This is a genomic window from Brachybacterium squillarum M-6-3 (assembly GCF_000225825.1).
GTDB classification, from domain to species: Bacteria; Actinomycetota; Actinomycetes; order Actinomycetales; family Dermabacteraceae; genus Brachybacterium; species Brachybacterium squillarum.
Window position 1 is genome coordinate 1,147,811 of record NZ_AGBX01000001.1, and the last position, 24,618, is coordinate 1,172,428.

General features: G+C 73.2%; 28 protein-coding genes. 10 read left to right on the plus strand and 18 right to left on the minus strand.

Annotated features, from left to right (window positions below):
* Positions 1-4: 4 nt before the first annotated feature.
* From OM98_RS05015 to OM98_RS05030, 4 genes are read left to right on the plus strand one after another with little or no spacing between them, the layout of a single operon-like run.
* The gene (locus OM98_RS05015) at positions 5-772 is read left to right on the plus strand and encodes an ABC transporter ATP-binding protein (RefSeq protein ID WP_010533493.1); all 768 of its coding nucleotides are present in this window, start codon (positions 5-7) and stop codon (positions 770-772) included.
* Between the two features lie 56 nt (positions 773-828).
* Complete coding sequence (locus OM98_RS05020) at positions 829-1,059, plus strand: acyl carrier protein (RefSeq protein WP_010533494.1); 231 nt, start codon at positions 829-831, stop codon at positions 1,057-1,059.
* Positions 1,056-2,276, plus strand: a complete 1,221-nt coding sequence (locus OM98_RS05025) for a beta-ketoacyl-[acyl-carrier-protein] synthase family protein (RefSeq protein WP_029362697.1) — start codon at positions 1,056-1,058, stop codon at positions 2,274-2,276. The genes OM98_RS05020 and OM98_RS05025 overlap by 4 nt, the downstream gene beginning before the upstream one ends.
* Positions 2,273-3,001 (plus strand): 4'-phosphopantetheinyl transferase family protein, encoded by a 729-nt coding sequence (locus tag OM98_RS05030; protein WP_010533496.1) that lies wholly within the window; start codon positions 2,273-2,275, stop codon positions 2,999-3,001. The genes OM98_RS05025 and OM98_RS05030 overlap by 4 nt, the downstream gene beginning before the upstream one ends.
* Here the strand turns inward: OM98_RS05030 and OM98_RS14780 are convergent.
* From OM98_RS14780 to OM98_RS05045, 3 genes are read right to left on the minus strand one after another with little or no spacing between them, the layout of a single operon-like run.
* The gene (locus OM98_RS14780; RefSeq protein WP_010533497.1) at positions 2,970-3,494 is read right to left on the minus strand and encodes a P-loop nucleotide/nucleoside kinase family protein; all 525 of its coding nucleotides are present in this window, start codon (positions 3,492-3,494) and stop codon (positions 2,970-2,972) included. The two genes, OM98_RS05030 and OM98_RS14780, sit on opposite strands and share 32 nt — an antisense overlap.
* A 1-nt stretch (position 3,495) precedes the next feature.
* Positions 3,496-3,966 carry a SufE family protein gene (locus OM98_RS05040; protein WP_010533498.1) on the minus strand — a complete coding sequence of 157 codons (471 nt, stop codon included), beginning with the start codon at positions 3,964-3,966 and terminating at the stop codon, positions 3,496-3,498.
* Positions 3,963-4,865, minus strand: a complete 903-nt coding sequence (locus tag OM98_RS05045; protein WP_010533499.1) for a sulfurtransferase — start codon at positions 4,863-4,865, stop codon at positions 3,963-3,965. Before OM98_RS05045 ends, OM98_RS05040 begins: the two co-directional genes overlap by 4 nt.
* A gap of 622 nt (positions 4,866-5,487) precedes the next feature.
* On the opposite strand from OM98_RS05045, the gene OM98_RS05050 reads away from it, so the two are divergent.
* Positions 5,488-5,925: a VOC family protein gene (locus tag OM98_RS05050; RefSeq protein WP_010533500.1), complete on the plus strand. Its 438-nt coding sequence runs from the start codon at positions 5,488-5,490 to the stop codon at positions 5,923-5,925.
* Between the two features lie 22 nt (positions 5,926-5,947).
* Here OM98_RS05050 and OM98_RS05055 read toward each other — a convergent pair whose 3' ends face one another.
* The 5 genes from OM98_RS05055 to OM98_RS05070 all read right to left on the minus strand — a co-directional run bounded on the left by OM98_RS05055 (position 5,948) and on the right by OM98_RS05070 (position 10,269).
* A complete protein-coding gene (locus OM98_RS05055; RefSeq protein WP_010533501.1) occupies positions 5,948-6,976 on the minus strand; it encodes an asparaginase in 1,029 nt (342 codons plus the stop codon).
* Positions 6,973-7,605, minus strand: a complete 633-nt coding sequence (locus tag OM98_RS05060) for an SRPBCC family protein (protein ID WP_010533502.1) — start codon at positions 7,603-7,605, stop codon at positions 6,973-6,975. Before OM98_RS05060 ends, OM98_RS05055 begins: the two co-directional genes overlap by 4 nt.
* An 84-nt stretch (positions 7,606-7,689) precedes the next feature.
* Complete coding sequence (locus tag OM98_RS05065; RefSeq protein WP_010533503.1) at positions 7,690-8,853, minus strand: methyltransferase domain-containing protein; 1,164 nt, start codon at positions 8,851-8,853, stop codon at positions 7,690-7,692.
* Positions 8,854-8,992: 139 nt separating this feature from the next.
* Positions 8,993-9,775, minus strand: a complete 783-nt coding sequence (locus tag OM98_RS15120) for an HNH endonuclease (protein WP_083837693.1) — start codon at positions 9,773-9,775, stop codon at positions 8,993-8,995.
* Positions 9,776-9,840: 65 nt separating this feature from the next.
* Complete coding sequence (locus tag OM98_RS05070; RefSeq protein ID WP_010533505.1) at positions 9,841-10,269, minus strand: hypothetical protein; 429 nt, start codon at positions 10,267-10,269, stop codon at positions 9,841-9,843.
* A 132-nt stretch (positions 10,270-10,401) separates the two neighbouring features.
* Here OM98_RS05070 and OM98_RS05075 point away from each other — a divergent pair, with 132 nt between their 5' ends.
* Positions 10,402-11,034, plus strand: a complete 633-nt coding sequence (locus OM98_RS05075; RefSeq protein WP_010533506.1) for a GPP34 family phosphoprotein — start codon at positions 10,402-10,404, stop codon at positions 11,032-11,034.
* 27 nt (positions 11,035-11,061) lie between these two features.
* Here the strand turns inward: OM98_RS05075 and hrpB are convergent, their stop codons facing one another.
* The 3 genes from hrpB to OM98_RS05090 all read right to left on the minus strand — a co-directional run bounded on the left by hrpB (position 11,062) and on the right by OM98_RS05090 (position 14,927).
* Entirely contained in the window at positions 11,062-13,617 is a 2,556-nt protein-coding gene (gene hrpB / locus OM98_RS05080) for an ATP-dependent helicase HrpB (RefSeq protein ID WP_010533507.1), read from the minus strand.
* A gap of 25 nt (positions 13,618-13,642) precedes the next feature.
* A complete protein-coding gene (locus OM98_RS05085; RefSeq protein ID WP_029362698.1) occupies positions 13,643-14,101 on the minus strand; it encodes an Lrp/AsnC family transcriptional regulator in 459 nt (152 codons plus the stop codon).
* Between the two features lie 265 nt (positions 14,102-14,366).
* Complete coding sequence (locus tag OM98_RS05090) at positions 14,367-14,927, minus strand: hypothetical protein (protein ID WP_010533509.1); 561 nt, start codon at positions 14,925-14,927, stop codon at positions 14,367-14,369.
* Positions 14,928-15,035: 108 nt separating this feature from the next.
* Between OM98_RS05090 and OM98_RS05095 the strand changes: the two genes are divergently transcribed.
* Positions 15,036-15,857, plus strand: a complete 822-nt coding sequence (locus tag OM98_RS05095) for a type II toxin-antitoxin system HicA family toxin (RefSeq protein WP_029362699.1) — start codon at positions 15,036-15,038, stop codon at positions 15,855-15,857.
* Positions 15,858-16,138: 281 nt separating this feature from the next.
* Here OM98_RS05095 and OM98_RS05100 read toward each other — a convergent pair whose 3' ends face one another.
* The 7 genes from OM98_RS05100 to OM98_RS05130 all read right to left on the minus strand — a co-directional run bounded on the left by OM98_RS05100 (position 16,139) and on the right by OM98_RS05130 (position 22,449).
* Positions 16,139-16,906: a MerR family transcriptional regulator gene (locus tag OM98_RS05100; RefSeq protein ID WP_010533511.1), complete on the minus strand. Its 768-nt coding sequence runs from the start codon at positions 16,904-16,906 to the stop codon at positions 16,139-16,141.
* Between the two features lie 154 nt (positions 16,907-17,060).
* Positions 17,061-17,696 carry a hypothetical protein gene (locus OM98_RS05105; protein ID WP_010533512.1) on the minus strand — a complete coding sequence of 212 codons (636 nt, stop codon included), beginning with the start codon at positions 17,694-17,696 and terminating at the stop codon, positions 17,061-17,063.
* A 135-nt stretch (positions 17,697-17,831) separates the two neighbouring features.
* Positions 17,832-18,755: a sulfite exporter TauE/SafE family protein gene (locus OM98_RS05110; protein WP_010533513.1), complete on the minus strand. Its 924-nt coding sequence runs from the start codon at positions 18,753-18,755 to the stop codon at positions 17,832-17,834.
* A gap of 209 nt (positions 18,756-18,964) precedes the next feature.
* A complete protein-coding gene (locus OM98_RS05115) occupies positions 18,965-19,423 on the minus strand; it encodes an RrF2 family transcriptional regulator (RefSeq protein ID WP_010533514.1) in 459 nt (152 codons plus the stop codon).
* Positions 19,420-19,773 carry an Rdx family protein gene (locus OM98_RS05120; protein WP_010533515.1) on the minus strand — a complete coding sequence of 118 codons (354 nt, stop codon included), beginning with the start codon at positions 19,771-19,773 and terminating at the stop codon, positions 19,420-19,422. Before OM98_RS05120 ends, OM98_RS05115 begins: the two co-directional genes overlap by 4 nt.
* A 94-nt stretch (positions 19,774-19,867) precedes the next feature.
* Entirely contained in the window at positions 19,868-20,872 is a 1,005-nt protein-coding gene (locus OM98_RS05125) for a bile acid:sodium symporter family protein (RefSeq protein ID WP_010533516.1), read from the minus strand.
* A gap of 77 nt (positions 20,873-20,949) precedes the next feature.
* Positions 20,950-22,449, minus strand: coding sequence for a glutamate-cysteine ligase family protein (locus tag OM98_RS05130; RefSeq protein ID WP_010533517.1), 1,500 nt, complete (start codon positions 22,447-22,449; stop codon positions 20,950-20,952).
* A gap of 192 nt (positions 22,450-22,641) precedes the next feature.
* On the opposite strand from OM98_RS05130, the gene OM98_RS05135 reads away from it, so the two are divergent.
* From OM98_RS05135 to OM98_RS05145, 3 genes are all read left to right on the plus strand, one after another.
* Positions 22,642-23,250, plus strand: coding sequence for a DUF3500 domain-containing protein (locus tag OM98_RS05135; RefSeq protein ID WP_217491403.1), 609 nt, complete (start codon positions 22,642-22,644; stop codon positions 23,248-23,250).
* A gap of 99 nt (positions 23,251-23,349) precedes the next feature.
* Complete coding sequence (locus OM98_RS15825; protein ID WP_010533519.1) at positions 23,350-23,697, plus strand: hypothetical protein; 348 nt, start codon at positions 23,350-23,352, stop codon at positions 23,695-23,697.
* A 432-nt stretch (positions 23,698-24,129) separates the two neighbouring features.
* Positions 24,130-24,522 (plus strand): DUF2255 family protein, encoded by a 393-nt coding sequence (locus OM98_RS05145; protein WP_010533520.1) that lies wholly within the window; start codon positions 24,130-24,132, stop codon positions 24,520-24,522.
* Positions 24,523-24,618 lie beyond the last annotated feature (96 nt).

The window sequence follows — 24,618 nt, forward strand, 5'->3', positions numbered from 1 at the left end:
CCCCATGACCACGACGATGCCCCCGACGACGTCCGAACCGGTGCTCAGCGCCCACGGGATCCGCAAGTCCTTCGCGACCAGCGACCCTCCCACCGAGGTGCTGCGCGGGATCGATCTGGAGGTGGCGACCGGGGAGTTCCTGGCGGTGATGGGCGCGTCCGGCTCCGGCAAGTCCACCCTGCTGTACGCCATCAGCGGGCTGGACCGGCCGGACACCGGGGAGATCGCGCTCGAGGGGAAGGACCTCACGGCCCTGACCGAGAAGGAGATGAGCGCGCTGCGGCTGCACCGCATGGGCTTCATCTTCCAGCAGGGGTACTTCCTGGACAACCTGACCATCCGCGACAACATCCTGCTGCCGGCGCTGAAGGCGGAGCCCTCCGGGGCCGATGCGGCGGTGGACGAGCTGCTCGAACGGTTCGGCATCGACCACATCGCGGGCCACGGGGTCACCGAGGTCTCCGGCGGGCAGCTCCAGAGGGCCTCGATCTGCCGGGCCCTCGCCACCGACCCCGCCGTGCTCTTCGCCGACGAGCCCACCGGTGCGCTGAACAGTGCCATGACCGAGGAGGTGATGACCGCGATCGGCGACGTGCACGCCCGCGGGACCACCGTGGTGATGGTGACCCACGACCCCCGGGTGGCCTCCCGCGCGGATCGCGTCGTCTACCTGCGCGACGGGGACGTCGTCGACGAGACCCGCCTGACGGGCGCCGACCCGGAGCAGCGCGAGCACGACCTGCAGGACTGGCTCAGCCGCAACGGGTTCTGAGCGCCATCCCACCCCCTCCCGCCCGCGAGAGCGGGCCCGCCCCGAAAGGCCCTTCCATGGACAGCGACTCCTACCTTGACGTCCTCGCCGATTTCGCGGAGACCCCGCGCGAGCGGATCACGATGGAGGCCGAACTCGCCGACATCGGGCTCGACTCGCTCAGCCTGCTCGAGATCATCATGCGCCTGGAGACGGCGACGGGAGCCTCCCTCGACGTCGACCAGGGCGTGACGACCGTGCAGGAACTCTTCGACCACGTCCGTGAAAGGGCGGGCGAGGCGTCATGAGCGCGCGGGTCGTGGTCACCGGAATGGGGGTCGTCGGACCGCTCGGGCCTGACCTGCCGCGCACGGCCTCCGCGCTGATGGCCGGAGAGCACGGGATCGTGCCCCGGGAGGCCACGTCGGAGGGGGACGACATCCGGGTGCACGCCCCCGTACGGGGCCTCGACGTCGCCGAGCACTTCCCCCGCCGCGAGCTGCATCGCATGGACCGATTCGCCCAGCTCGCCGTCGTGGCCGCGCGGGAGGCCGCCAGCCGGGCCGGCCTCGAGGAGAGCGTGGACCGTGACCGGCTCGCCGTGCTCCTCGGGACGGCGCTCGGCGGGGTCCACAGCGGCTTCGAGGCGCAGCAGCAGCTCACCGCGTCCGGCGTGCGGCGGGTCTCCCCTCTGACCATCCCGACCATGATGGGCAACTCGGCGGCCGCCGGGGTCGCCATCGACCTGGGCGCAGGCGGAGAGGTGGTGACCCCGGTCGCCGCCTGCGCCTCCGGCACCGTCGCCATCGGCCAGGCGATGCGGATGATCCGCCACGGCGAGGCCGAGGTGGTCGTGGCCGGGGGCAGCGAGGCGATGACGGCCCCCGTGGTCTATGCCGGCTTCCAGAACCTGCGCGCCCTCACCCGGGCCACGGACCCGGACCGGGCCTCCCTCCCCTTCGACCGGGACCGCTCGGGATTCGTCATGGGGGAAGGGGCCGCCGCGCTGGTCCTCGAGGCGGAGGACCATGCCCGGGCCCGCGGGGCCGCGATCCTCGGCGTCGTCGCCGGCTACGCCTGCACCGACGACGCCCACCACATCACCGCCCCCGAGGAGAGCGGCGCCGCGGTGCAGCGCGCGATCCGGGCCGCGCTCCGCGACGCCGGGGACGACGGTGCGCTCGTGCACGTCAACGCCCACGGCACCGGCACCGCCCTGAACGATCGCGTGGAGGCGCGAGCCCTCGCCGCCGAGCTCGGCGACCGTGCCGTGGTCACCTCCACGAAGTCGATGACGGGTCACCTCGCCGGCGCGGCCGGGGCACTGGAAGCCGTCGCGGGGCTCATCGCGCTCCAGGAGCAGCGGGTGCCCGCCACGGTCGGCACCCGGCAGCTCGACGAGGGGATCGACATCGATGTCGTCCTCGGATCGGCGCGCGCCGTCGCCTTCTCCACCGTGCTCTCCCTCTCCCTCGGGTTCGGCGGCCACAACGCGGCCCTCGTGCTCCGCCGTCCCGAGGCATGATCGACCTGGTCCTCTGCCGCTACCGGGAGTGCAGCCCCGCCGGGGTCCGGCGGCTGGCGGAGCGGCTGCCGCGGGAGCGCGCCGAGCGGATCTCCCGTCTGCACCGGGAGCAGGACCGACGCGCGGGGATCCTCGTCCACGGACTGATGGCGCACCTGTGGCGGGAGCGCGAGGGGGCCCCGATGCCGGCCTGGTCCCGCCGCCCCGGGGGCAAGCCCTGGGCCCCGAACGCCCCCGACCAGGGGTTCTCCCTGTCCCACGACGCCGAGCACGGTGCCTGCGCGCTCGCGCGGCGGGAGCTCGGCGTGGACGTGCAGGGACCTGTCGGCTTCGACGCGGCGCTCTTCAGCCGGATCGCCACGCGACGGGAGGCGGACCTGCTCCCTCGCTTCCGGATGACCGGCGACCTCTCGGTGCTGTGGACCCGCAAGGAGGCACGGGTGAAGTGCAGCGGTGCGGGGCTGCGCGCGGACCTGCGCACCGTGGACACCGGTCCCTGCCCGGAGCTGCTGACGGTCGGCGACGGCCCTGGAGGTCGTCTGCGCTGTACGCTCGCGGTGGAGCGGGAGCCCGGGCTGCGCGCGGAGCTGGTCAGGCTGCGCTGGGGCACCTGCGACGACGACGGCACCTGGTGGCTTCGGGATGCGCCGGGTCTGCGCCGGGCCGCGTCGGACGGCAGCTGGGGCGAGACGATCAGTGCCGCGTCCCCGGCAGTCCTCGGATGAGGGCCGTTTCGTCCACGGGGACCGTTCCGTCGAGGACCACCAGCGGTCCCTCCGCCGGCGTCGGCACCTCGAAGGAGTCGAAGAACGCCGCCGCGGCGGCCGGGTCGATCACCACGTCGTCCCCACCCGCCTCGGCGCGGCGGCTCAGGCGGTCCAGCGCCGTCGCCCGCGGCGTGCGCACGAACACGGTCACCGGCGTATGCCCGGGCAGCCGCCCGCGGAGGGTGTCGCGCATCACCGCGGTGGAGAAGGAGTAGTCCAGCACCACGTCCCGGCCCTCCGCGAGCAGGCCGTCCAGGCGCTCGCGGAGCTCGGCGTCGATGACCGCAGCCTGCTCGCGGGTGATCACGCCGTGCCAGCAACGGGCGAAGGCCTCCGCGTCCACCGAGAGGCGGGTGAAGCCCTCCGCCTCGAGGGCGCGGGCCGTCGTCGTCTTCCCGGACCCGGCCGCCCCGCACATGAACACCACGTGCGGGGGCCGGGGCGGGGTCATCTCAGAGCCCGGCCTTCTCGGACAGCTGGCGCTTGATGCGGGCGAGCATGCCCGCCATGCCGTTCAGCCGCAGCGGGCTGACCACCTCGGCCAGGCCCAGCTGGGTGGTCACCGCGTCGGGGGTGTCCACCACCTCGCCGACCGTGCGGCCGTCCAGGGCCTCCGCCAGGATCGCCGCGAAGCCGCGGGTCGTGGGGGCCTCCGGCGGCGCCGAGAAGAACAGGTGCGCGGTGGCCTCGCGGCCCGTGCCCTCCACCTCGGTGAGCAGGAAGATCGGGGACTGGCACTCGGGCACCGGCTCCAGCAGCTCGGGATGCTCGGCGTAGCGCTCCGGCAGCTCCGGCAGGGAGCGGGAGAACTCCAGCAGCAGCTGCAGGCGGTCCTTCGGGCCCAGCGCGTGGAAGTCGTCGGCGATCTCGGCGAAGGCCTCCGGCAGCGCGTCGCCGGCGGGGTTGGTCGGGGCGGGGCTCATCGGGTCGGGACCTCGCCGGGCTCGGTGCCGATGGCGATCGGGGTGCGCACGGCGTTGCCCCACTCGGTCCAGGAGCCGTCGTAGTTGCGGACGTTCTCGAAGCCCAGCAGGTAGCGTAGCACGAACCAGGTGTGGGAGGAGCGCTCGCCGATGCGGCAGTAGGCGATCACCGGGGCGGCGGCGTCGAAGCCCAGCTCATCGAGGTAGATGGCCTCCAGCTCCGCGCGGGGCTTGAAGCGGCCGTCCTCCTGGGCGGCGCGGGCCCACGGCACCGAGCGGGCGGTGGGGATGTGGCCGCCGCGGATCGTGCCCTCCTGCGGGTAGTCGGGCATGTGGGTGCGCTCGCCGGAGTATTCCTGCGGGGAGCGCACGTCCACCAGCTGCCCGCCGAGGAAGGCCTGGACGTCCTCGCGGAAGGCGCGGATCGGCGCGTCGTCCCGCTCGATCACGGGGTAGCCGGAGGTGGCGGCGACCTCGGGCGCGTCGGTGGTCATGGGGCGGCCCTCGGCCTCCCAGGCGGCGCGGCCGCCGTCCAGCAGGCGCACGTCGGCGTGGCCGAACAGCTCGAACACCCACAGGGCGTAGGCGGCCCACCAGTTCGACTTGTCGCCGTAGACGACCACGGTGGTGTCGCGGGTGATGCCGGAGGCGTCCATGAGCTGGGCGAAGCCCTCGCCGTCCACGTAGTCGCGGGTGACGGGGTCGTTGAGGTCCAGGTGCCAGTCCACCTTGATCGCGCCGGGGATGTGGCCGGTCTCGTACAGCAGCACGTCCTCGTCGGACTCCACCACCACCAGGCCGGGCTCGCCGAGGTGTTCGGCCAGCCAGTCGGTGGTGACCAGCTTCTCGGGGTGGGCGTAGTCCTGCAGGGCGGGGCTCGGGTCGTGGGGGACGGGCATCGTTCACCTCTTCGGATCGGGCGGCGCGCGGCGGGTCCCTGGTTCCGGAGCGTCGGGGCCGCGGCGGTGCCCGGTGGAAGTCCCGACCGGGCCGCGCATCCCCGCCCCGGACGCCGTGACCGGCGCGCACGCGGGAGCGGACCCCACCAGTCTGTCACCCCCGCCCACGCCCCGCGCCGACCGCGTGACCCAGGTGACGGCCGCGCGGCCGTGGCGGCGGTCTCGCCGCGCATCCCGGCGCCTCCGGCATCCCCGCCGCACATGGCGGCGCTCGCCAGCGCTTCCCCGTGCCCGTCCCTTCCCCGTGTCCATGAGATGGAGCGTGGGAGGCAGTGCCTCGATATGGGCGGGGCGCTGTCGCTCTGACTCCATCCTGTGGACGCGTCTCCCGCTGATCGGCCCCTTCTCGCACCGGGCGACCGGTGGTGCTGTCCACCGGATGTACTCAGGTGGCACGTCGCCTGCATATGACTTGCGACCTGCCAGCTGAGTCCATCCGATGGACAGGATGCTGACCGTCGGAGGTGTGTGAGGCGCTGGTGGTGGCGCGGGAACGGGTCCGGGCGCGGGTGTCGTGCCGGAAAGGCGCCCCGGCGGGAGGCCGGGGGCCTACGGTGGCCGCATGGAGACCCACGAGCAGGATCCCAGCGGCCCCGTCATCCCGAAGCTCGACCTGATCGTCCTGGACTGTCCCGATGCCCTCGCGCTCGGCACCTTCTACGCGAAGCTGCTGGGCTGGCAGATCGAGGAGGGGTCGGACGAGGAGTGGACCACCCTCGACCCGCCGCGCGGCGGCATCACCCCGGAGAACCCGGACGGCGAGGCCACCCTCGCCTTCCAGCAGATCGCCGACTTCTCCGCCCCCACCTGGCCGACCGGCACCCACCCCCAGCAGTTCCACCTGGACCTCTCGGTGCCGGACATCGAGGCCGCCGAGCCGCGCGCTCTGGCGCTCGGGGCCCGCCGCCACGAGCACCAGCCTTCCGGCAGTGGCTCCTTCGTGGTCTACCTCGATCCGGCCGGGCACCCGTTCTGCCTGGTCCAGCACGCAGTGATCTGACCGGCCCGGAGACCGCCCGGGATCAGTAGGCGAAAGCGGCGAACTCCTCGCGGATGCGGGCGGGGTCGGCGCCATCGGCGAGGAGCACCTGCAGTAGCAGGCGGGCCTTCTGCGCGGGCAGGGCGCCGGCCATCACGGCGCCGTGGGCGATGAGGTCGACCTCGCTGCCCGGGTAGTCGTAGTGCCGGTCGGAGGTGCCGCCGGTGGCCACGCGGGTCGCGATCACCACCGGCACCCCGGCCTCCACCAGCGCGGCCACCCGCGGCACGGCCCGGGCGGCGACGTGTCCCATGCCCACCCCGGCCACGACCAGGCCGTCGAGCACGCCCGGGGCGAGCCCGTCCAGCAGGGCGAGGTCCTCGCCGATGCTCGCCTCGAGGGTCACCACGCGCGGTAGCTCATCCGGCAGCGGACACGGCATCATCCCCGTGCGCTCCAGCGGGCGGTACAGCAGGCGCAGGTCCTCCTCGCCCACCAGGGCCACCGGCCCCGAGGGTTCCGAGGCGAAGGCGTCGATGGAGCGGGATGAGGTCTTGGAGACCCGGTCCGCCAGGTGCACGAGGGCGTCGAACACGGCCAGCACGCCGAGCCCGCGGGCGGCAGGGGCGGCGGCGGTGCGCACCGCGTCGCGGACGTTCGCGGGACCGTCGGCGCCGGGTGCGTTCGCGGGACGCATCGCCCCGGTCAGCACCAGCGGCGCCTCCCGGTCCCAGCGCCGGTTCAGCAGGAAGGCCGACTCCTCCAGGGTGTCGGTGCCGTGGGTGAGGACCACCCCGGCGGCCCCCGCGTCCACCGCCTCCCGGGCGCGGGCCAGCACGCGGGCGAGGTGCGCGGGCCGCACCGAGGGGGAGCCGACGTTGTCGATCTCCTCGTGGCTGACGGCGACGCCGTCGATCATCGTCCGGGCCAGGTCCGCGCCGGTGGAGGCGTCCGGGGCGGCCCGACGCCCCGACTCGTCCTGACGCATGAAGATGGTGCCGCCGAGGGACAGCAGCACCACGTGGGCGCGCGGCGCCCCCGGGACGGTCGCCGGCTGATCGGGCTCGCTCATGCCTCGGGGGACTCCTCGCCCAGGTAGAAGGCGGCGGTGCGCTCGGCGGCCTCGCGGGCGGCATCCGGGTCGGCCCCGGCGGCGATGTCGGAGGCGGCCCAGGCGGCGGCGGTGTCCCGGGTGAACTCGGCGGCCTCCGCGCTGGTCTCCCAGCCGGCGAACTGTCCGGTCTTGAGGTCGGCCGAGCGGTCCTCGAGGTGGGCGGCGAGGGCGAAGATCGCGCCGTCCCAGCCGCAGCCGGTCGCCGCGGGGCCGAAGCGGTCCCAGTGCTCCCCGGCCGGGTTGCGGTGGCGCAGGGTGAACCGGGATCCCTCGTCCGCGGCCTCGACGCCGAGCTCGAGCTCGCTGGTCGAGCCCATGGATTCCCAGCTCAGCAGCACCGACGACGGCTTCTCACAGCGCTGGACGGTGCCGGTGGTGCCCATCTCGGCGAGCTCGTAGCGGCCGCCCTCGCGCAGCTCGCCGGTGGGGCGGAGGAACCAGACGGCGAGGCGCTCCGGGTCGGTGAGCGCGTTCCACAGCTCCTCGGGGGTGACGGAATAGGTCTGGGCGAGGATCACGTCGTGGCCGCCGTCGACGGGGACGACGGTGCGGGTGACTTCGGAGAGCTGGGCGGCGGTGCTGGCCATGGTGACCTCCTGGATGCGGGAAGAGCGGATGCGGATGAGGCTATCGGGCGGCACCGACGAGCCTGCCAGGAGCAGGAGACGCTGTCAGGCGCGACGCAGCCGCACGATCACCTCGGCGTGCTCGGTGTGCGGGAACATGTCGACATAGCGGGCGGCGACGACCCGCAGCGACGGCATCGCAGCGAGGTCGGTGGCCAGGGTGCGCGGGTTGCAGCTGGAGTAGACGACGTCGCCCACCCCGCTGGTCTCCAGGAAACCGGCCAACGCGGCGCCGATGCCGCGGCGCGGCGGGTTCACGACGACGACATCCGCCGGGCCGTGGGCAGCGACCTCGCCCAGCGCCCAGGCGGTCGCGTCCTCCGCCAGGAACTCGGCGTCGATCCCTGCCGTCCCGGCGGCCTCGCGGGCCCCGTCGATCGCCTCGGTGGAGACCTCCACCCCGGTGACGCGGGCGGCGGGCACGGCGCGGGCGATGTGCAGGGAGAAGCCGCCGAGCCCGCAGTACAGGTCCCAGACCCGGGGTGCGCTCCGGCCGCGCGCGGCCACGATGTCGGCCACCCAGGCGGCGCCCTGGCGGTACAGCTCCCCGGCAACCTCGGTGTGGGTCTGCAGGAAGGAGCGCGGACGCGCGAACAGGGTGACGTCCCCGGTGCGCACCGGGATCGAACCCTTACCGGCCAGGGGGATCTCGGTGGCGCCCTCCACCTGGGTGGTGTGCTCGGGATGGATGTTCGCACTGAGGGAGACGATCGAGGGGTGCGCCGCCAGCAGCGTCGGGGCGTGCTCACGGATCCTGCTCAGTGCCTTCTCCGAACGCAGCACCAGACGGATCCCGTGCTGCCGATCAGGAGTCGCCGTGACCAGGACGTTCTTGATCTCGCCGCGGCGGCGGGCCACGTCGTAGGGCGGCACCTGTGCGCGACGGATCAGGGCCTTCACCCCGCCCAGCACCTCCTCGACGCCCACGGGGTACAGCGGGCAGTCGGAGAGGTCCGCCGTCTCGGGCTGCCCCGGCAGGCCCAGCACCGGGTCCTGCGCGGTGCCGGTCACCGCCATCTTGCCGCGGGCCCGGAAGCCCTGCTCGGCGCCGGTGATCGGCGCCTGCCAGACGGCCTCGGCCGGGGCGCCCAGATGCGGGGCGAGCAGGGTGCGGACGCGGTCCTCGCCCTCGCTGACCTGGCGGGCACGGGGGAGGGGCAGCAGGGTGCAGGAACGGCACGCGCCGGCGTCGAAGTGGTGGCACTGCACGGGCACGATCGTACGGGGCGGCAGGGTCGCGACGCGGGGTCGTCCCCGCGCCCCGGTCCACGGTGTGGGGAATCTGTGTCCCGAACACTCGAATAGAAGGGAGCGAGGAACGGGTTGGCTTTGCGCGGAAGACGAAGAGTTAGAATGCCCGATCGATATTAACCCAGACAGGTTTGTCGTCTATGATTCTTAGAAGTGGAGGCTTGGTGTCGAGTGCTCTGTGATGATTCGGGCAGAGTAGCCTCCCGTTTTCTATAGAAGACTCCCCACCCTTCGAGTCGGGGACAAGGTGGGCAGCCTCGAGTACCTGGACTTGATTTAATCCGCAGACATAGCACTCGTGCGGGTAATGAGTGAGCAGAAGTTGTCGGAATCTCTTCTGGTGCTTCCGTCGGCGAACTTCGGCGAGACCGTATTCGCGCAGAACGGATTCGTCTGCCGAGGAATCTTTCTGACTATTGTCAATTGATAGTAGGTGTGATTGCCAAGCGGCTTCGACTTGAGGAAGTCTGTCGCTCTCTATTTTGACGCCACCCCCTGGTGCCTGCCAGGCGGCCGATGGGGCGTCGATTTCAAGTTCCCGAAGCGGGAGAACCTCCTCAATGGGTAGCACTGTGTCCCAGAAAACCTGTATGAAGGAATCGTTGCGGTAGGGGAGTTTTGGCGCGTTCGCGTCGGCTTTAACTTTACTTGCCGCTCGACCGGAAGCTATTATTCCCCTGCCCCGATTGCCGGTTAGTCGCAGAAAGATTCGATCGCCTGGATTTATATTTTTCGTGCGGTTTCCGGTGGTCCATCGATCCTGAACAACACCCCCTGTACGGGTGGTCCTGACAGCTTCTTCGAACACCCCGTTTTGCTCCCAATTGAAATCCTTGGGATTCCACTGCAGGACGAATGCATGTAGGTTATTGATTGCCATTGTGTAGCTTCTTTTGCTGGGTGTTGCGACGAATTCGAGGAGGATCGTCAGTACGTCTCGCTTGCTCAGCCCTTGTCGATCTCGCCCTTCTTCGCGTCCTCGTCCTGCTCGGCCACGAAGGCCTCGAGGATCTCGGTGCGCAGGGCATCGACCTTCTTGCGCAGCGACTTGACGTCCGCAGCGGAGCTGCCCGGGGCAGTGAGGAGCTGGGCGGCACGGTCGTACTTCTCCAGCTGCGCGGCCCAGGCCTTCGCCCGCTGCGCCTCGGCCTCGTCATCGGCGGAGCGCTCGAGGAACTCGACCTGGTCGCGCAGCACCTCGATGGTCTCGATGACCTCCTGCGGGGTGGAGCCGCGGTTCTTGAACAGGGTCTCGGCCTGCTCGAGCACCCTGGTGCGCACCTGCGGGTTGTTCCAGACCTGCGTGAGCAGCCCGATCACCACCGGCCCCAGGAACTTCGCCAGCCTGATGAATGCCGATCCCTTGCCCGCCATGTGCCCTCCTCGCCGTGCGGTGCGTCGTCGGCACGACCGTACACGGCGGCCCTGACGAACCCCGTGCCCGGGCGGACACGCCTCCGCCGATGGTCGGATGCCGTCGCGCCCCGGGCCGCGCAGACTGTCCCCATGACGCATGCGACCCTCGCCGCCGAGCTGTTCCTGCTGCTGACCAATGACGCCGGTCGGCAGAACGCCACCATGGTGCGCCGTCCCGCGCTGAACGCGGCGGCACTGCTCGACCTGGAGCTGCGTGAACGGATCACGGTCGGGGAGGGACGCAACCCGCGCCTGGAGGTGCGCGACCGGACCGCCCCCGGCGACCCGGCCCTGGACGCGGCGCTGGCCTTCCTCGCCGGCCAGCGCAGCGCGAAGACCTACCAGACCATCACCCACCACAAGCTGGACCTCACCGGCCCCCTCGGCGAGCAGGCCGAGCTGGCCGGCTCCGTGGTCCGCAAGGACGGCTGGTTCACCACCTCCTGGCCGGTGGCCGATCCCGGCATCGAGCAGGACCTGCGCAACCGTCTCGCCGCCGCGATCGCCGACCCGGGCCTGGCCAGCCGCCAGGACGCCTACCTGCTGGAGCTGCTGCGCGCCCTGCGCGTCGAGCACCGGGTGCTGAAGGACGAGGCCGCCCCGCTGGGCCGCCGCGAGCTGGCGCGAGTGGTCGAGGACGTCTCCACCGGCCACCCCGTCACCCGCAATCTCCACACCGCCATGCAGGCGGTCGCGACTACCGCCACCTCGGCCAGCTTCTGATCTTCTACGCCGCCGGCGCGGCCCGGGTCAGCGCTCCCCGGCCCGCCGCACCCGTGCCGTCGCCTCCGCCGACCAGGGGTCCTCGGGCCAGGGGTGCTTGGGGTAGCGGCCGCGCATCTCCCTGCGCACCTCCCGGTAGGGGCCGTCCCAGAAGGAGCGCAGGTCGTCGGTGATGGCGAGCGGCCGACGAGCGGGGGAGAGCAGGTGGATCAGCACCGGCACCCGGCCCTCGACCAGCCGCGGCGTCTCGTCCAGGCCGAACATCTCCTGCAGCTTCACCGCGACGACGGGGCGCGCCTGTCCGTCCGCTGGGTCGGGGTAGTCGATCCGGGCGGTGTGGCCGGAGGACACGGCGAGGCGCTCGGGCACGAGGGCATCCACGCGGGAGGCCTCGGGCCAGGGCAGCAGCAGCCGCAGCCCGGCGGCCACGTCGATCCGGTCCAGCCGTGGGGAGCGGCCGGTGACCTGCGGTCCCAGCCAGGCATCGAGGTCCGCCAGCAGCGCCTCCTCTGACATGTCGGGCCATGGTGCCCCGAGCTCCCGGTGCAGCAGTCCCAGCCGCGCCCGCAGTGCGACCGCGGCGGGGGACCATTCCAGGGCGTCGAGCCCGTGCTCGCGCACCGCGGCGAGCACGGAGCGGCGGGTGTCCTCCGGCTCGGCGGTGACGGGCGTGCTGGTCAGCACGATCGCGCCGAGCGCCCGCTGCTGCCGCACGCGCACCGCACCGTCGTCGATGCGCGCCCGGCGCTCCTCGCGCAGGAGCCCCGCCCCGGCCGAGAGGGCGTCCGTCTCGCGCAGCGGGGAGGCGGCACGGATGACGGCGCCGGTGCCGTCCCCGGCGCGGCCCTCCACCCGCTGCACCTCCCAGACGGCCAACCACTCCCGGCCCAGCAGTCCGCTGCCCTCGGGCAGGGCCGCCCGGGTGCCGCCGGCCAGCAGGTAGCTGCGCGAGCCCGCGCCGGTGCGGCGGGCGATCCGTTCGGGCCGGCCCAGCGCCAGCACCAGGCCCGCCTCCTCGGCGCCCTCGCGGTCCTCCGCGGGCGCGCCCTGTGTCCCCGGTCCAGCCGCGGCGATCCGCGCCAGGCGGTCCCGCTCCCGCCGCCAGCGATCCGCCCCGGGCGTCCGACCCGACCGCAGTTCCCGCAGCAGTACCTGGAGGTCTGCGCCGCGGGGGCGATGGTCGCCGGCCACCGCGGCCACCACCTCGGCGGCCCGGCGCGCGGCATCCGCCCCGGGGAGCGCCGCCGCTCCGTCCAGCAGCGCCCGCGCCTCCCGCACCCCGACGGGCAGCGTCGCCACCCGGTCCCCGGACGCGGTGGTGCGGCCGGTTCCGTCCACCAGGCCGAGCGCCCGCAGCGTCGATTCGGCCGCGGTGATCTCGGCGGCAGGCGGCGGGGTCAGCAGGGCCAGGCCCTCGCCGCGCGGCGTGCCCCAGCGGGCCAGCAGCAGCGCCGCGTCGGTGAGGTCCGCGGTGGTGATCTCCGGCGGATCCTGGGCGGGCATCCCGGCCTGGTCGGTGGCGGAGAAGGCGCGCATGGCCCGACCGGGTCCCTGGCGGGCGGCGCGGCCGGCGCGCTGCTCGATCGCGGCGCGGGAGGCGGAGACGGTCACGAGCCCCGCCATGTCCCGTCCGCGGTCGCGCCGCACCTGCCGGGACAGGCCCGCATCGACCACCAGCCGCACCCCCGGCACGGTGAGGGAGGACTCCGCGAGCGCCGTAGAGACCACGATGCGTGGCAGGTCCCCGTCCCGCCGACCCCCGGTGGCGCGGTCCTGCGCCGCGACGGGCAGGCGTCCGTGCAGCGGCAGCACCTCCACCGCGCCGCCCACACGGTCCCGCAGCCGGGCCACCAGCTCGTCGACCTCCCGGGCACCCGGCACGAACACCAGGGCGTCGCCCTCGCCGGTGGCGTGCGCCCGCGCGGTCACCTCCGTCAGATGGTCGAGGAGGGCCCAGGTCACGCCGCGGTCGTGCAGCCGCGGCCCCGGCGGCGGGGCGTGCTCGACTTCCAGTGGGTGCAGGACGCTCGGCACCTCCACCACCGGCGCCCCGCCCAGCAGCTCCGCCACGGCCCCCGCATCGAGGGTCGCGGACATCGCCCCCACCAGCAGGTCCTCCTGCAGGGATCGCACCTCGGCGATCATCCCCAGCAGCAGATCGGTCTCCAGGGAGCGTTCGTGCACCTCGTCCAGCAGCACCGCGCCCACGCCCGGCAGCTCCGGGTCCGCGAGCAGGCGGCGCAGCAGCACACCCGGGGTGAGCAGCTCGATCCGGGTGTCGGCCCCGACCCGGCGCTCCCCGCGAACCGTGAAGCCCACCGGTCCGCCGACGGCGCTGCCGTCCAGGGCGGCGATCCGGCGGGCCGCGGCCCGCACCGCCACCCGTCGCGGCTGCGTGACCAGCGTCGTGCCCCGCGTCCGGTTCGCGACCAGCGGCGGCAGCAGCGTCGTCTTGCCGGTGCCCGGAGGGGCCGTGACCACCATCGCGCCGTGATCGGCGGCCGCCTCCAGTGCGGCGGCGGCCTCCGCGACCGGCAGACCCTCGCCGATGCGGGCCAGGTCGAAACGGTGCGGGGCGGTCATCCGCCCATCCTCCCGCAGGCCGGGCTCAGGCCGGGCCCAGGTGCCGAGAGGGCAGCGGCGAGGAGCAGACCACGCTCGTGGTGATCGACCCCAGCCCGGCCACGCGGCCGGTGATCCGCTCCAGGCCCCGCATCGAGCGGGCCTGCACCTTCAGCAGGAAGCAGTCGGAGCCCGTGGTGTGGTGCGCCTCGACGATCTCCGCCACCTGCTCGAGCATCTCGTGCACGGGCCGGTAGCGGCCGGAGGGGTAGGCCAGGCGCACGAAGGCCGTGATCGTGTAGCCGAGCGCCTCGGGATCGACTCGTGCCTCGTAGCCGGTGATCACCCCGGCCCCGGTCAGGCGCCCCAGTCGTCCCGCGGTCGCGCTCGCCGAGAGGGACACCTCCCGGGCCAGCGCTGCGGCGCTGAGCCGCCCGTCGCGCTGCAGTGCGGTGATCACCGCATGATCGGTGGGATCCAGGGTGATCCGGGGATGCGACGGCATGAGGCCGAGACGAGCGCCGATTCCCCGGCCGAAGACCCTGTTCGACGGGGATCCGATCTTCCGTGAGGTCGCCGAGATCGGCAGGATCGACCCCATGACCAGCAACGACAGCACCCGCGCCGCGCTCAGCCTCTCCGAGCTCGGCTACGGCCGCGTGCGGGAGCTGATCGGAGGCTACGAGTACTGGGTGCGCGAGGGCTTCGCCGTGGTCGACGACGAGGGCCGGCGCCGCGCCGCCCCCGAGATCCCCTCGCCGCGCCGGCGCTCAGTCGATGAGGTCGAACTCGACCTGCTCGGTGTCGGTGCAGACGCTGGTGATGGAGATGGTCCACAGATCGATGGTGACGGTCTCACCGAGAGTCGCCGGCTCGATCGGACGGGGATCGCCCCCGCCGATGGCGGCCTCGAGCTCGGCGTGATCGCCGTCGATGCCGGTCACCGTGATGGTGAGGGTCTCGCCGGAGCGCTCGGGCAGCTCGGGCTCGGCCGGGTCCTCGTCGACGCGGGCCGAGTAGGCGCCCTCGCCGGTGCAGGGCGCGGGAGCCTCGAAGCCCTCGGGCACCGGCGTGACGGCGTAGGCCTCCGCCGACGCGGTGCTGCTCTCCGCCGTGCTGCTCTCCTCGGTGGGCGACTCCTCGGCCGCGCCGCCGCCGGCGTCGGAGGCACCACCCGCATCGGAGGAGGCGCTGCTGCTCGCGCCGGCGTCGGAGGCGGAGCCGCCTGCCGGGCTCGCCTCCTCCTCGGCGCCGGCGCAGCCCGCGGCGACCAGGGCGAGGGCGGCCAGGGCGGTCGCGAGACGGGCGGGGCGGCGCACGGTGCGGGTCATGCGGGGACGTCCTTCGGGTGGGGGTCCGGATGGCGCCCAACCTAGCCGACGCCTCCCGACGTGACACCATCGGGTCACCGCCTCGCCCCGTCCCGGGAAGGAGCCCCCGTGGCCACCGATCCGCCGCGCCGCACCCCTCGCCCCACGCCGCGCGCCCTCGGCGGCAGCACGGACCCGGCCGCCCGCGTGCGCCCCGTGGACTGGTCGGCCACCCCGCGACGTGGGGCGTCCGACAGGGGAAGCGACACCGGGCAGACGTCACGCCGTACGGAGGGCAGGTCTCCCGATGCCGGCGCGAGCCCCTCCGACCGTCTGCCGCGGTCCGCGCCGCGCCGCCGGGCGGAGACCGTCGAGCTGTCCCGGCCCGCCCCGGCGCCGCCCGCGGACGCCGTGCACTCCCTGCTGCCCGAGGACCCCCGTCCCCGTCCGCGTCCGCTGCGGCTGGAGGACGCCGAAGTGCGGATGGTCGGCGTCGACGGGGTGGACCGCGAGGCCGTGGTGATGGCCGTTGCCGAGCCGGAGGATGCCTGGACCGCCGACGCGGGCAGCAGCGACCACTTCCTCCGCGGGGGCCTGGTGGTGCAGGTGCGCCGGGCCGACAACACGGTGATCGGCCTGTTCTCCGACCGCTACGCGCTGTCGGTGCGACCGGAGGAGTACGAGCCGGCCCCCGAGCTCGCGGAGCTGGCGGCCGGCCCCAGCACCCGCGGCGGACGCGGTACGCGGCACCCCACCTCGCGGCGGGAGCTGCTGCGGCGTATGGAGCAGGAGGGCTTCGTGGTCACTCCTGGGGCAGGCCACGGCCGGGTGCGCCATCCGGACCATCCGGGGTTGTTCGTCCCCTTCGCCTCCACCCCCTCGGACCGTCGCTTCACCCGGCACGCGGTCGCGCAGATCCGTCGCGTCTTCGGCATCGACCTGCGGCGCTGACCCGGCGCATCACCAGCCCCGACCGGCGAAAAGACCCCTGAACAGGAAAGTGCCCCGGCTCGTCCCCACGAGCCGGGGCCATCCCTTTCCCCCGCGTTCCGGATCTGTGGATCCCGCCTCCTCCTCAGTCAGCGGATCCTCCGGTAACGCGATGAGACAACTACACACCCCGACGCTCGGCATTCACTGGAGCGGGGCTGGCAAGGTCCTGGGAATCCCGGACCGGGCCGCCGTGCCGAGTGCGCGACGGGACGGTCGTCACGGCGTCCCATCGCCGTCGATCAGGTGGGGTCCTCGACCTGACCAGGAACTTCACCGCGATGCGCCGCCAGGATCGACAGCGAGGACTGGCCCAGGAGCCGCAGCGTGCGGATGAGGCGGTCGTAGGCGAGGCTGCCCGATATGGCTCGCATCACGGTGACATCCGCCGAGATGCCGGGCTCTGCGGCGTCCTCACCCTCCGCCTCGGCGGGGCCCGAGGCGGCGGTCGGTGCCGTCGGGTGCATCCCGTCGTACTCGCCGCGGTTGCTGCGCAGCAGCCCGATCTCGGTCTCGGCGATCGAGGCGACCGGCCGGGCGAAGCGCAGCAGCAGGTCGTTCTCGGTGCTCCAGCCCCAGGCGTCCAGGAAGCGCAGCACCTCGTCCAGGGCCTCGCGCGGCCGGGTCGGCACGTCGGGCCACCCCAGCTCCGTCATCAGGGGCAGAACAGCCGGGTGCTCGCCCGGCGACGACTCGACCTCGTCCGTGCCGGAGGACTCCGGGGCGGCGGGGGACGGGCCGAGCAGGATCATCTGCGCCTCGGTGAGGGCGTCCATGACGGTCTTCTCGGGGTCGTCGAGCACCGCAGTGAGGGCGGCGATGCGCGGGATGGGGGCGTCGGCCATCTCGCGCAGCACCTGGATCAGGGCGAGACGGTCCAGGTGCGCCTGGCCGTAGTCCTGCTGGGTGCTGCTCAGGCGGCGTCCGGGAGGGAGCAGGCCCTCCCGGCGGTAGAACTTGATGGACGCGGTGCTGACCCCAGAGGTCTCCGCGAGTTCGGCAAGCTGCATGTGCTGCTCCTTCGGGCGAAACGGCCCCCGTGGTCATCGGGATGAGTCCTACTATCTCGCGCCGATGGCCGAAGGGCTAGTACGAAAGGGGGAAATCGGACAGACGCAGGCCGGCATCCGGGACGGGATGCCGGCCTGCGGGGTGGTGCTGCGGTCAGTCCAGCGGGATATCCGCCGGCTCGCCGCCGGTGGCCACGGCGTCGGTGTAGGTGACGGCCTCGATGCTGACACCGGCGGGGATGTCGGCGTAGAGGTCGGCCTCGGCGGTCTCCCCGGGGGCGATCCATGGGCCGCTGGTCGAGAAGCTGCCGTAGTAGATCGGGTAGGTGGAGCCGTCGTCGCCGACCATCTGGAAGGCCTCGCCGTCCAGGCCGATGTCGGTGGTGTTGTAGTTGGTCAGGTCGAGGGAGACACCGACGAAGCTGCCGGAGGCGGGGTAGTAGGTCTCCCCGTCGATCTGGAGTGAGTCGAAGCTGCCGGTGTCGACCACCAGGACCGACACCGAGTCCTTGTCCCCCTGGGTGACGGGCTCCTCCTCGGGATCGCTCGGCGGGGCGGAGGTGGTGGTCGTGGTGTCCTCGCGGGTCAGCAGCCAGATGCCGACACCGCCCCCGCCGAGCACGAGGGCGCCGACGAGCAGCACCAGGCAGCCGAGAGCCACCCAGATCCCGGTGCGGCTCTTCCGCGGCGTCGCGGGGGTCGTGCCGGCGGGTCCGCTCGCGTAGACGCCGCCCTGGCCGGCGGGGCCGTAGGGGGAGGGGTGCTGCGGGGGGAACGGGGGCTGTGTCATCGCGGACCTCTTCGTGGTGGACTGCCGCCACGCTAGGTGCGCCCGGCGGTCACCGGCGATGGGGAGAGGTCCCCGGCGCCCCTGGTCAGAGCGTGGTGCTGTCGGTCCTTGAGCCCCTTGGATCCTGCGGTCCGGTCAGGACGTCGGCGCTGCCGTGACCTCCTGCTCGGCCCGGGCTGAGGCGGCGGGCAGATCCCGCTCCCCCCGATGGCGACGCACCGAGTGCACGACGGCGGCGATCCACGCCAGCACCACGAGCCCCAGCACCGCCGACCGCAGCAGCGGGTCGAGGCCGAGCGTTTCCAGGTTCACCAGGGTGCGTGCGTTGGTCAGCACGATCAGCCCGCCGACGGCGGAGCCCAGCACCCGTGGCGGCAGCAGGCGCACCAGCCAGGCCGCGATCGGGGCCGCGACCAGTCCGCCGAGCAGCAGGGCGAGCGCCCAGCGGTAGTCCACCCCGGCCCCGCCGAGGCCCACCAGGAAGCCCAGGCTCGCGGCGACGGCCACGAAGAACTCGCTGGTGTCGATGGAGCCGATGACCTTGCGCGGCTCCAGGCGCCCGCTGGCAAGGATCGCCGGAGTGCCCACCGGGCCCCAGCCGCCGCCCCCGGTCGCGTCCATGAAGCCGGCGAGCAGACCCAGCGGGGCGAGGAACCGCTTGCGCAGGGGCTGGCCGAGGCGGTCCGTGCGCAGGCCGCGGACCGTGAAGCGGATCAGGACGTACAGCCCGAGCGCGAGCAGCAGCACGGCCATCACGGGGGTGGCGATCTCCGTGGACAGCCAGGAGAGGAAGGTGGCCCCGGCGAAGGCGCCGATCGCGCCGGGCACGCCGATCTTCGCCACCACGCCCCAGTCGACGTTGCGGAACGTCCAGTGGGAGACCCCGGAGGCGACGGTGGTGCCGATCTCGGCGAGGTGCACGGTGGCCGAGGCCGCCGCCGGGTTGGTGCCGATCGCGAGCAGCAGCGTGGTGGAGGTGACGCCGTAGGCCATGCCGAGGCTGCCGTCCACGAGCTGCGCGGCGAATCCCACCAGGGCGAGGAGGACGAGGGTGCGCACGAGGAGATCTCCTGTCGTCGGGACGGCGGGGAGCGGCGTGCTCACGGTGGGCGGGTGGCTCACGGGGAGCGGCCGTGCCGTCGCGACGAGAGTATCCGAGTAAATCACTCGGATTCAACGGGAATGTCATTCGCGGACATCCGCCGTCACGCGCTGGCGGGACTGCGCGGGGGAGGGAGTGAGCCGGTGCGATGCGGTGCGGTGGAGGCTCAGGGGTTGTGCCAGGCGGCGTCGTCGTCGGTGAGGCCGACGACCTCGGCCGGCAGCGTGCCGTCCACGAGGTCCTGCAGGCTGACCTCCTCCAGCACGGCGCGCACGTTCACCCGCAGGGCCACCCACACCTCGCGCAGCGCGGCCGCGGAGCCGGTGTACTCCAGGTCGCCGGGGCGGGCATCGCGGACGTGCACCAGCGGGCCGTCGACGGCGCGGACCACGTCGGCCACCGTGATCGCGGTGGCGGGCCGGGCGAGTACGTAGCCGCCGCCGGCGCCGCGGCGGCTGGTGACGATCCCGCCCCGTCGCAGGGAGGACAGGATCGCCTCGAGGAAGCGGTGGGGGATCGCCTGGGCACGGGCAAGGGCCTCGGCGGGCACGGGGGAGTCGCCGCCCGCGGCGGCCAGCTCGACGGCGGCCCGCACGGCGTAGTCGGCCTTGGCGGAGATCCTCATCGCCGGGGATCGTCGTCGTCGGCGTCAGGGGTGGCGGTGTCGGGGGTGTCGCCGGGGGAGTGCTCGCCCTGGGCGGCGCGGTCGGCGTGGCCGAGGGAGCGCTCCGGGGCGACGAGGTCGCGCACCCGACGCTTGAGCTCGGTGATCTCGGGGAAGCCGCCCTCGCGCTTGCGGTTCCACACGGGGGTGCCGTCCACGTCGATGCGGAACATGCCGCCCGTGGCGGGGATCAGCGCCACCTCGCCGAGCTCCTGCTCGAAGGTCTGCAGCAGCTCCCCCTGGTACCACTGCGCGCGCAGCAGCCAGCGGCACTGCGTGCAGTAGGTGATGCTCAGGCGCGGGGCGGGCATGGACTCAGCCTGCCACAACGCCCCGAACCCGACGAGGTGCTGCCGTGCGGGCGCCGCCCGCCGCGCGCCGCCCCTGGCCCCGCGCCGGACGCCCTCAGTGCTCGCGGGTCGCGGCGCGGGCATCCATCCGGCGGTAGATCGCGGCGAGGATCGCCCCGGAGATGTTGTGCCAGATCGAGAACACCGCGGCGGGCAGGGCCGCGACGGGGGAGAAGTAGGTGGCGGCAAGCGTCGCCGCGAGGCCCGAGTTCTGCATGCCGACCTCGATGGACACGGTGCGGGCGCTGCGGACGGGCTGCTTCAGGGCTCGGGCCACGCCGTAGCCCAGCAGGTAGCCGAGCGCGTTGTGGAGCACCACGGCGGCCAGCACGGTGAGGCCCGCCGCGAGCACCTGGTCGGCGCTGTTGCCGACGACGGCGGCGACGACCAGGCAGATCGCCAGCACCGACACCCACGGCAGGGCCGGCAGGATCCGCGCCACGAACCGGCCCAGCAGCAGGCGCACCACCAGGCCGCCGAGCACCGGCAGCAGCACGACCTGGAGGATCGACAGGGCCATCGCCCCGCCGTCCACCGGCAGGTACTGCCCGGCCAGCCACAGCGTGAGCAGCGGCGTCAGCAGCGGAGCCAGCAGGGTGGAGATGGTGGTCATGGTGACCGAGAGCGCGGTGTCGGCCTTGGCCAGGTAGCAGATGACGTTCGAGGAGGTGCCGCCGGGGGCGCAGCCCACCAGGATCACGCCCGCGGCGAGCTCGGTGGGCAGGCCCAGCAGCAGGCTGACGCCCAGGCCGATCAGCGGCATGATCACGAACTGCGCGATCACGCCCAGGAGGACCGGCAGCGGGCGCCGCGCCACCAGGGTGAAGTCCGGGATGGTCAGGGTCAGCCCCATCGCGAACATGATGATGCCCAGCAGCGGGTTCACCACCTGGATCAGCGCGGAGGCCGGCCCCGGCAGCACGAAGCCGATCACCGCGGCGCCGAGCACCAGCAGCGGGAAGACCGTCACCGCGAGCCGGGCGGAGCGTTCCTCGGAGGTGCTGCCCGGGGCGTTCGGCGCGGAGGAAGCGGGGGTGCGGGGTTCCTGGGGCTGCGTCATCACCCGGCGACCCTAGGCCGGGACGCCACGATCCGAGACCCCGCTCCCGCATCCCGGACGCGCCCGGCGCGCAGGGGTCAGGCGCGGCCGCTGCGGGCGGGGACCGCCCACTCGTGCACGGGGGCGCCGGAGTCGACACCCTCGCGGTACAGCCGCGTCATCTCCGCCAGGGCCTGCGGGCGGTCCATGCCGCGCAGCTCCAGCGAGGTCACGGTGTCGATCTGCCAGCGGGCGCCGTTGCGGCCGGTGCGGGCGCGGGCGATGAGGATCCGCTCGTAGCGCTCCACCGCCTCGCCGGCGGCGCCGAGGTCGCGCAGTCCCTCCATCGCCTGCGGGATGAGCTGGTCCAGCAGCAGGTCGGCCGCCCGGATGCGGCCCACCCGGGGCCAGCGGATCCGCGCCTCCAGGCCCCAGCGGGCGCACTGCTGGAAGGCGTCCGAGGCCTGCTCGAAGCTCATCCGCGACCACAGCGGCCGTCGCTCGTGCACCAGGGAGTGCATGAGGCCGTAGAAGAAGGCGGCGTTGGCGGCCATGTCGGCCGGGGTGGGGCCGGAGGGCAGCAGGCGGTTCTCCAGCCGCAGGTGCGGAAGGCTCGTGCCGGGGTCGTAGATCGGTCGGTTCCAGCGCCAGACGGTGCCGTTGTGCAGCATCAGCTCGTGCAGCCGGGGGGAGGAGCCCTCGGTCAGCAGCGGCTCCTCCGCCATCTGCCGCGACTCCGGGATCAGCGCCGGGAACAGTCGTACGTTCTCCTCGAAGAGGTCGAACATCGAGGTGATCCAGCGCTCGCCGAACCACACCCGCGGCTGCACGCCCTGGGTGGCGTACTCGGGCGGGCGCGTGTCCAGGGCCTGCACGAAGGTGGGGATGCGGGTCTCGTGCCATAACCGCTTGCCCAGCAGGAACGGCGAGTTCGCGGCAAGGGCCACCTGCGGTCCGGCCACCGCCTGCGCCGCATTCCAGGCCGCGGCGAACTGCTCGGGCGGCACCTGCAGATGCAGCTGGAAGGAGGTGCAGGCCGACTCCGGGGCGATCGAGTCGAAGGTCGCGGACAGTCCCCGGCCCTCGCCGGAGATCTGCAGCTGGATCTCCTCGCCGCGGGCCTGCAGCACGCTGGACTCCAGCGCCTTGTAGCGGGCGCCCTCGGCGCGCCAGGCCTCGCCCTCGAAGAGGTCCTCGGTGATGGTGGGCAGGTGCCCGATGGGCAGGATCCGCGCGCCGTGCTCGCGGGCGGCGGCGTCGGCGGTGTCGATGCGGTCGCCGAGGGAGTCCTCCAGGTCCAGCAGCCCGATGCCCTGTGGGACGGTGACCGGCAGGTTCGCCTCCACGTTGAAGGCGCCGATCTCGTGGACGAAGTCCTCGTCGTCGATGGTGCCCAGCACCTCGGCGGCCTTCAGGGCCGGGGCCATCGAGTCCTCGGCGGCCAGGTTCATCTCCAGCTCGACGCCGATGGTGCCCTCGTCGACGAACTCGGCCGTGTCCAGGAAGGACTCGAAGATGTCGAGGTTGCGTCGCAGCTCGTGGCGGTAATGCGTGCGCTGGCCGCGGGTGTACTCGGTCGACCCTATCTCGCGTCCCATGCAGACCTCCTGCGGCCCTGTCGGCATGCCACGACGGCATGTGCTCCTCATCCTGGCACGAGCACGGGCGGGCAGTGCATATCGGGCCCGAGCCGCGAGACCCGTCCGGTCTGCGCCGATGCCCCGGACGCACAGCAGATGCGCAGGTTCAGGGCAGTCCGGTCGGGTCCGGCGATTGCTGGGTTCCCGGACATGAGCACGATGCAGCCTCTCCCCGACGGGGAGATGTCCAGCGACGGCGGCGGCGCACCTTCCGGTGGTAACCCCGACAGCGACTCCAGCGATGTGGGGGGCGCGGCCTCCGGCGGCACCGGGAACCAGGCGCGCGTCGGCATCAGCCTCGGCGACCTCGACGAGGACCAGCTCGCCGCCTTCGTGGAGCTGCTGGCCGCGGCCACCGGCACCTGGGAGTTCCAGTTCGGCGGGCACCACCTGGCCGTCGCCAACACCTACACCGACGGCGTCCTCGCGGGCGCCACCCCCTCCTTCCGCGGCCTCGAGCCCTGCGGGGAGTTCGAGTACGAGGGCGAGACCATCGACGTGATGGCCGTGAAGGCCGAGGCCTTCCGCGCCCTGTTCGCGGGTCCGGAAGACGATCAGCTCGCGTCCGCGGAGCTCGCCGACACCTACGTCGCCTCTTCGGGCTCCATCGAGTTCACCGAGCAGAACGACTACATCCGCGTCGACGGGCCCTCCGTCTGGATCGAGCTGTCCCTGCAGTCCGGGATCGTGCTCGAGGGCAACCACCCCCACACCGTGTGGCGCCACCGGAACACCGACTACGGCGGCACCCAGAGCTGATGACGCCCACGCCGACGACGGCCCCCGCCCCGCGCGAGCAGGCGGGGGCCGTCCCCGTCCCGGACCCCCCACCGGGGCCCCCTGGCCCGGCTGCTGGCCGTGCTCGCCCTCGCCCTGCTCGCCGCCCTGAACCTGGGTGTTGGTGCGGCCCGCGCCCACGTCGAGGAGATCACCGCCTACCTCGCCGACAACCTCGCGCCGACCACCGAGGACGGGGAGGCCTGGGACGTCGCGCTCGGGGAGCTCACCGCCTCCACCACCGGGAACACCGCCACCACCGGGATCTACCAGCAGGTGAGCACCACCGCGACGCCGACCCCGAGCAGGAGAGCGCGACCCAGCTCGGGGTGGTCCAGCGCGACACCGTCACCGGCGACGTCCTGCCCCTTCGGGTCGACCTGGAGGACGCCGAGGGGGAGGGGTCCAGCTCCTTCACCCTCGCCTTAACACTGGGGCATTCGGTGACCCTCGCCACGGGGTCCCTGGGGCTGCCGGTGCCGATCGGCTCCGTCGAGGCGCTGATCGCGCTGAATATCCCCATCGCCGCCGCCCACGCCGTGCGGCCGCTGTCACCGCCGTCGCCGCGATCGGCTGGCTGCTGGACCGGGTCGGGGCCTCCACCCCGCTCGCAGCCCTCGCCGACGGCCTCGGTGTGCTGTCGATCCCCGTGGTCATCGGCCTGTGGGTGTCCGCGCTGATCCTGCGCCGCCGCCGGGCCGGGCCCAACCGCCCCGGAGCGGGAGCTTCAGCCCGTGGGGTGAGCCCCCCGCTTCCGAGGGGGTCCCCGTCAGGCACTCCCTCCGTGGGGTGCGCGGAGGGAGTGCCTGACGGGGACCGGAGCGGACGTCCCGTTCGCTCTCCTCCCGAGGAAGGCATCCCATGACCGACCGCACCGCTCGCCCCGTGTTCGAACCCGCCGCCCTGAAGCGCTTCGACGGCGCCGACGACCTGCACGTCTCCCCCTTCCGGGAGGACGGCGCCACCTACGGCACCCCCACCTGGATCTGGAACGTGCTGGTGGACGGCCGCCTGTTCGTCCGCGCCTACAACGGGCCCCGCTCGCGCTGGTACCGCGCCGCGATGAATCAGGGCGCGGGCCGCATCCGTCTCGCGGACGAGACCCTGGAGGTCACCTTCGCCGCGGCCCCCGCGGAGCTCGCCGACCACATCGACGCCGCCTATCGGGAGAAGTATGCCGGCAGCCCCTACCTGGCGCCGATGCTCGCCTCGGGGCCGCGGACCGCGGCGGTCGAGATCTCTCCGGCGACCTGAGCGACGGGACCGCCACCGGCCCCACCCCGATCCCGGGCCCGGGGTGGGACTCGTGGCAGCTCCCCGGTGGCGGGACCGCACCGCGCCCCGCGCGGC

What these genes read in the sequence shown, in the direction of transcription:
- OM98_RS05115 (WP_010533514.1), bottom strand. Translation starts at nt 19,423, where the DNA reads ATGAGGATCTCCGCCAAGGCCGACTACGCCGTGCGGGCCGCCGTCGAG.
- OM98_RS05105 (WP_010533512.1), bottom strand. Translation starts at nt 17,696, where the DNA reads ATGACACAGCCCCCGTTCCCCCCGCAGCACCCCTCCCCCTACGGCCCC.
- OM98_RS05135 (WP_217491403.1), top strand. Translation starts at nt 22,642, where the DNA reads ATGAGCACGATGCAGCCTCTCCCCGACGGGGAGATGTCCAGCGACGGC.
- OM98_RS05090 (WP_010533509.1), bottom strand. Translation starts at nt 14,927, where the DNA reads ATGACCCGCACCGTGCGCCGCCCCGCCCGTCTCGCGACCGCCCTGGCC.
- OM98_RS05125 (WP_010533516.1), bottom strand. Translation starts at nt 20,872, where the DNA reads ATGACGCAGCCCCAGGAACCCCGCACCCCCGCTTCCTCCGCGCCGAAC.
- OM98_RS05040 (WP_010533498.1), bottom strand. Translation starts at nt 3,966, where the DNA reads ATGAGCCCCGCCCCGACCAACCCCGCCGGCGACGCGCTGCCGGAGGCC.
- OM98_RS05020 (WP_010533494.1), top strand. Translation starts at nt 829, where the DNA reads ATGGACAGCGACTCCTACCTTGACGTCCTCGCCGATTTCGCGGAGACC.
- hrpB (WP_010533507.1), bottom strand. Translation starts at nt 13,617, where the DNA reads ATGACCGCCCCGCACCGTTTCGACCTGGCCCGCATCGGCGAGGGTCTG.
- OM98_RS05130 (WP_010533517.1), bottom strand. Translation starts at nt 22,449, where the DNA reads ATGGGACGCGAGATAGGGTCGACCGAGTACACCCGCGGCCAGCGCACG.
- OM98_RS05055 (WP_010533501.1), bottom strand. Translation starts at nt 6,976, where the DNA reads ATGAGCGAGCCCGATCAGCCGGCGACCGTCCCGGGGGCGCCGCGCGCC.
- OM98_RS05075 (WP_010533506.1), top strand. Translation starts at nt 10,402, where the DNA reads ATGACGCATGCGACCCTCGCCGCCGAGCTGTTCCTGCTGCTGACCAAT.
- OM98_RS05050 (WP_010533500.1), top strand. Translation starts at nt 5,488, where the DNA reads ATGGAGACCCACGAGCAGGATCCCAGCGGCCCCGTCATCCCGAAGCTC.
- OM98_RS05070 (WP_010533505.1), bottom strand. Translation starts at nt 10,269, where the DNA reads ATGGCGGGCAAGGGATCGGCATTCATCAGGCTGGCGAAGTTCCTGGGG.
- OM98_RS05025 (WP_029362697.1), top strand. Translation starts at nt 1,056, where the DNA reads ATGAGCGCGCGGGTCGTGGTCACCGGAATGGGGGTCGTCGGACCGCTC.
- OM98_RS14780 (WP_010533497.1), bottom strand. Translation starts at nt 3,494, where the DNA reads ATGACCCCGCCCCGGCCCCCGCACGTGGTGTTCATGTGCGGGGCGGCC.
- OM98_RS05145 (WP_010533520.1), top strand. Translation starts at nt 24,130, where the DNA reads ATGACCGACCGCACCGCTCGCCCCGTGTTCGAACCCGCCGCCCTGAAG.
- OM98_RS05085 (WP_029362698.1), bottom strand. Translation starts at nt 14,101, where the DNA reads ATGCCGTCGCATCCCCGGATCACCCTGGATCCCACCGATCATGCGGTG.
- OM98_RS05015 (WP_010533493.1), top strand. Translation starts at nt 5, where the DNA reads ATGACCACGACGATGCCCCCGACGACGTCCGAACCGGTGCTCAGCGCC.
- OM98_RS05120 (WP_010533515.1), bottom strand. Translation starts at nt 19,773, where the DNA reads ATGCCCGCCCCGCGCCTGAGCATCACCTACTGCACGCAGTGCCGCTGG.
- OM98_RS05045 (WP_010533499.1), bottom strand. Translation starts at nt 4,865, where the DNA reads ATGCCCGTCCCCCACGACCCGAGCCCCGCCCTGCAGGACTACGCCCAC.
- OM98_RS05060 (WP_010533502.1), bottom strand. Translation starts at nt 7,605, where the DNA reads ATGGCCAGCACCGCCGCCCAGCTCTCCGAAGTCACCCGCACCGTCGTC.
- OM98_RS15120 (WP_083837693.1), bottom strand. Translation starts at nt 9,775, where the DNA reads ATGGCAATCAATAACCTACATGCATTCGTCCTGCAGTGGAATCCCAAG.
- OM98_RS05100 (WP_010533511.1), bottom strand. Translation starts at nt 16,906, where the DNA reads ATGCAGCTTGCCGAACTCGCGGAGACCTCTGGGGTCAGCACCGCGTCC.
- OM98_RS05030 (WP_010533496.1), top strand. Translation starts at nt 2,273, where the DNA reads ATGATCGACCTGGTCCTCTGCCGCTACCGGGAGTGCAGCCCCGCCGGG.